The sequence below is a fragment of the Hansschlegelia beijingensis genome, from assembly GCF_045505405.1.
Classification (GTDB): Bacteria; Pseudomonadota; Alphaproteobacteria; order Rhizobiales; family Methylopilaceae; genus Methylopila; species Methylopila beijingensis_A.
Window position 1 is genome coordinate 1 of the sequence record NZ_JBJKEX010000266.1, and the last position, 4,300, is coordinate 4,300.

General features: G+C 70.1%; 4 protein-coding genes. All 4 read left to right on the forward strand.

Features of this window, described 5'->3' with window-relative positions:
- A partial coding sequence (gene ybgF / locus ACIKT0_RS13925) for a tol-pal system protein YbgF (RefSeq protein ID WP_407105920.1) occupies positions 1-437 on the forward strand: 437 nt, incomplete at its 5' end.
- A 40-nt stretch (positions 438-477) separates the two neighbouring features.
- On the forward strand, positions 478-657 hold the full coding sequence (locus ACIKT0_RS13930) for a hypothetical protein (protein ID WP_407105921.1): 180 nt from the start codon (positions 478-480) through the stop codon (positions 655-657).
- 64 nt (positions 658-721) lie between these two features.
- A complete protein-coding gene (locus ACIKT0_RS13935; RefSeq protein ID WP_407105922.1) occupies positions 722-1,306 on the forward strand; it encodes a GNAT family N-acetyltransferase in 585 nt (194 codons plus the stop codon).
- A gap of 96 nt (positions 1,307-1,402) precedes the next feature.
- Positions 1,403-4,300 (forward strand): EAL domain-containing protein (locus tag ACIKT0_RS13940; protein WP_407105923.1); only part of this gene is annotated, 2,898 nt, incomplete at its 3' end.

The window sequence follows — 4,300 nt, forward strand, 5'->3', positions numbered from 1 at the left end:
AGGAAAAGCTGCGCCTTCTCGCGGAGCGCATCAAGTCGCACTCGAGCGCCGCCGTCGCGGGCTCGGGCAGCGCCCGGGACCAGTTCGATCTCGGCGTCGGCTTCATGCAGCGCCGGAATTACGACCAGGCGGAAGCCACCTTCCGGGACTTCCTGCGCAGCTATCCGAACGACGCCAAGGCGCCGGAGGCGCGCTACTGGCTCGGCGAGAGCCTCTACCAGCGCAGGAAATACACTGACGCGGCGGACAGCTTCTTCACGATCTACAAGGAGGCGCCGCAGTCCTCCAAGGCCCCCGAGAGCATGCTCAAGCTCGGCATGTCGCTGAACGGCATGGGCAAGAAGGAGGAGGCCTGCGCGACCATCGCGGAGGCCGGCCGCAAATATGCGCGCATCAAGGCCCAGTCCGACCGCGAGCTGAAGCGCATCTCCTGCTAGCCTGCGGCCCCGGCTGAAGGCGGCCGGAGCGGACCGGGCGATGCTTCGGAAGGTCGAGACTCCAGAGAAATCCCGACGCCCGATCGAGGCGGCCGAAGCCGAGGCGCTGTTCTCCGCGGCGTTCGGCGGGGTCTCGCATGTGCTGCTCGCCGTCTCGGGCGGCGCCGATTCCATCGGACCGCGTTCACGCTCGCGGCCATCGGCCCGGTGCGGCGGCTGACGCCGCCGGAACGACTCGCGGAGCGCCTCGGCGTCCGCGCGACGGCCGCCTGAGGAGCCCTGTGGTGGCCTTCTTCCGCACGCTTTCTGCGGTGGAGGCGGTTCCGACGCTCTCCGGGCGGGGCGTGTTCCTCCGCGTGCCGCAGATGATCGACTACCCGGCCTGGGCGGTGCTGCGGGACGAGAGCCGCGGCTTCCTGCAGCCGTGGGAGCCGACCTGGCCGCATGACGACGTGTCGCGCCTCGCCTACCGCAAGCGGCTCAAGCGCTACGTGCGCGAGCTCGAGCTCGACCAGGCCTACCCGTTCTTCGTGTTCCGGGAGGACGGCGAACTGGTCGGCGGCGTGACCGTCAGCCAGATCCGGCGCGGCGTCTCGCAGACCTGCTCGATCGGCTACTGGATGGGCCAGCGCCACGCCGGCAAGGGCCACATGACGGCCGCCGTCCGGGCGCTGACGCCGTTCGTGTTCGAGTCGCTGAAGCTGCGGCGGATTGAGGCGGCCTGCCTGCCGCGCAACGCCGCATCCATTCGGCTGCTAGAGCGCACGGGGTTCAAGCGGGAGGGATACGCCCGCGAGTATCTGTGCATTGCTGGACTTTGGCAGGATCACCTGCTCTACGCGCTTCTTCGCGGCGACGCCGTAGGCTAACGTGCCGCCGCTTCGCCGTGTTCGGCGTCACGCCGCCGGCTGCCGCCGCCTCGGGTCGACGACCGCCGCCAGCGGGCAATAGGGAGAGCTGAGGCGTTGCGTTTTTCCCGCGCCCTCCTTCAGGCGATCATTCTCGTCGCCGCGTTGATCGGCTGCGTCGCGCCTGCGGCGGCTCTGCAGACGCTGTCGGTGCGTCCGGACGACCAGGCGCTCGACCTGACCCAGGCGCTCGAGCGCCCGCAGGGCGAACCGGACCGCATCCAGGTCGCGACCGTCCCGGGGCCCGACGGCATCGCCCGGCGCATCGAGGTGCGATCCGAAAGGCCCGGCGACGGCCGCCAATGGGCGGTGTTCTCGCTGAAGAACGAAGGCGACGAGCAGATCGACCGGCTGCTGGTCTCGCCGCATTACCGCTTCGTGGGCTCCGGCGCCCTCTGGCCGGACCTCGGCGAGCAGCGGATCCAGGCCGTGACCGCGAGCCAGGGCTTCCGTCCGGACCGCCAGGAATCCGACGACGCCGACGTGTTCCTGCTCACGCTCGATCCGGGCGCGACCGTCACCTATGTGGTCGAGCTCAGTTCGCCCGAGCTGCTGCAGCTCACGCTGTGGGAGCCGGACGCCTACAAGGACAAGGTCAACTCCTTCGCGCTCTATCGCGGCATCCTGCTCGGGATCGGCGGCCTGCTCGCGCTGATCCTGACCATCCTGTTCGTGGTCAAGGGCAGCGTGATGTTCCCGGCGGCGGCCGCGCTCGCCTGGGCGGTGCTGTTCTATCTCGGGGTCGATTTCAGCTTCTGGCGGCGCGTCTTCGATCTCGCGCCCGAAGCCGAGCGCATCCTGCGCGCCGGCAGCGAGGCGACCTTCACGGCGACGCTGCTCGTGTTCCTGTTCGCCTATCTGAACCTCAACCGCTGGCACGTCCGCTACGTGCACATCATGGGCGGCTGGCTGGTGTTCCTCGTCGCGCTGGTGGCGCTCTCGGCCTATGACGCGCCGATCGCGGCCGGGATCGCGCGGCTTTCGCTGATCGCCGTTGCGGTCGCGGGCTTCGGGATCATCGTCTGGCTCGCCACCAAGGGCTACGACCGCGCGGTGATGCTGGCGCCGACCTGGCTGCTGCTGCTCGCCTGGGTGGCGGCCGCCGCCGTCGCGGTCGGCGGCGGGCTGGCGAACGAGCTCGTCGCGCCGGCGTTGGTCGGCGGCCTGGTGCTGATCGTCCTGCTGATCGGCTTCACGGTGATGCAGCACGCCTTCGCGGGCGGCGCGATCCTGCAGGGCAGCGTGTCGGACATCGAGCGCCGGGCGCTCGCCGTCACGGGCGCGGGCGACTACGTCTGGGACTGGGACGTCGAGGGCGACCGCATCTATGCGAGCCACGAGCTCGAAGGCGCGCTTGGCCTGCGCCGCGGGGCGCTCGAGACCTCGCCCGCCGAATGGCTCCAGCTGGTGCATCCGGGCGACCGGGACCGCTTCCGGGCGGCGCTCGACGCGCTGCTCGAGGAGCGGCGCGGGCGGCTGGTCGAGACCTTCCGTCTGCGCGGCGAGGACGGCCACTATCTCTGGTACTCGCTGCGGGCGCGGCCGGTCGTCGGCGCGGACGGCGAGGTGGTGCGCTGCGTCGGCACGCTGCTCGACGTCAACGCCGCCAAGACCACCGAGGAGCGCCTCCTGCAGAACGCGGTGCATGACGCGCTGACCGGCCTGCCGAACCGCGAGCTGTTCGTCGACCGGCTCGACGCCGCCCTGGGCTTCGCCCGCGCCAACCAGGCGCTGCGGCCGGTCGTGATGGTGCTCGACATCGACCGCTACAAGAAGATCAACGAGACCGTCGGGGTCACGACCGGCGACACCATCCTGATCACGGTGGTGCGGCGGCTCTCGCGCCTGCTGAAGCCGCAGGACACGCTTGCGCGCCTCGGCGGTGACCAGTTCGGCGTGCTGCTGCTGTCGGAGAGCGATCCGGCGGCGGCGCCGGCCTTCGCGGACACGCTGAAGCGCACGCTTCGCGCGCCGATCGCGTTCGGCGGCAAGGAGCTGTTCCTGACCGCCTCGATCGGCTTCGCGACCGCGGACGGGTCGCCCGAGGTCTCGGCCGAGGAGCTGGTCAAGAACGCCGAGGTCGCGATGTACCACGCCAAGCGTTTCGGCGGGGACCACATCGAGGCCTTCAGGCCCAACATGCGCGCCGCCACGACCGACCGGCTGCTGATCGCCGGCGAGCTCAACCGGGCGCTAGAGCGCAACGAGATCAAGGTCTTCTACCAGCCGATCGTGCGGCTCGACGACCGCAGCATCGCCGGCTTCGAGGCGCTGCTGCGCTGGGAGCACCCGCGTTACGGCCGCCGCCCGCCGTCCGAGTTCATCGCAATCGCGGAAGAGAGCGGGCTGATCGTCGACCTCGGCCTGTTCGCGCTCGACGAGGCCGCCCGCCAGCTCGCCCGCTGGCAGGAAGAGGTGCCGGGCGAGCCGCCGCTGTTCATGTCGGTCAACGTGTCGACCCGGCAGTTCCTGCGGCAGGATCTCGTTCAGGACATCAAGAACGTGCTGGCGCGCGCGGATCTGCCGCCCGGTTCGCTCAAGATCGAGCTGACCGAGGGCCACGTCATGGAGAACCCGGAGCACGCCGCGCAGATGCTGACGCGCCTGCGCGAGCTCGGGGCCGGGCTGTCGCTCGACGACTTCGGCACCGGCCATTCCAGCCTGGCCTATCTGCAGCGCTTCCCGTTCGACGTGCTGAAGATCGACAAGTCCTTCGTCCGGCCGCGCGGCGGCGGTCAGCGCCCGGTGATCCTGCAGTCGATCATCCGGCTCGCGCATGATCTCGGCATGGAGGTCGTCGCCGAAGGCGTCGAGACGGACTCCGACGCCGTGGAGCTGTTCCATCTCGGCTGCGAGTACGCGCAGGGCTACGCCTTCGGCGACGACCTCCATGCCGAGATCATGCGCGAGCCGGATGATCGACTGCAGGATCACCGGGCGCTGACCGCCGCCGCG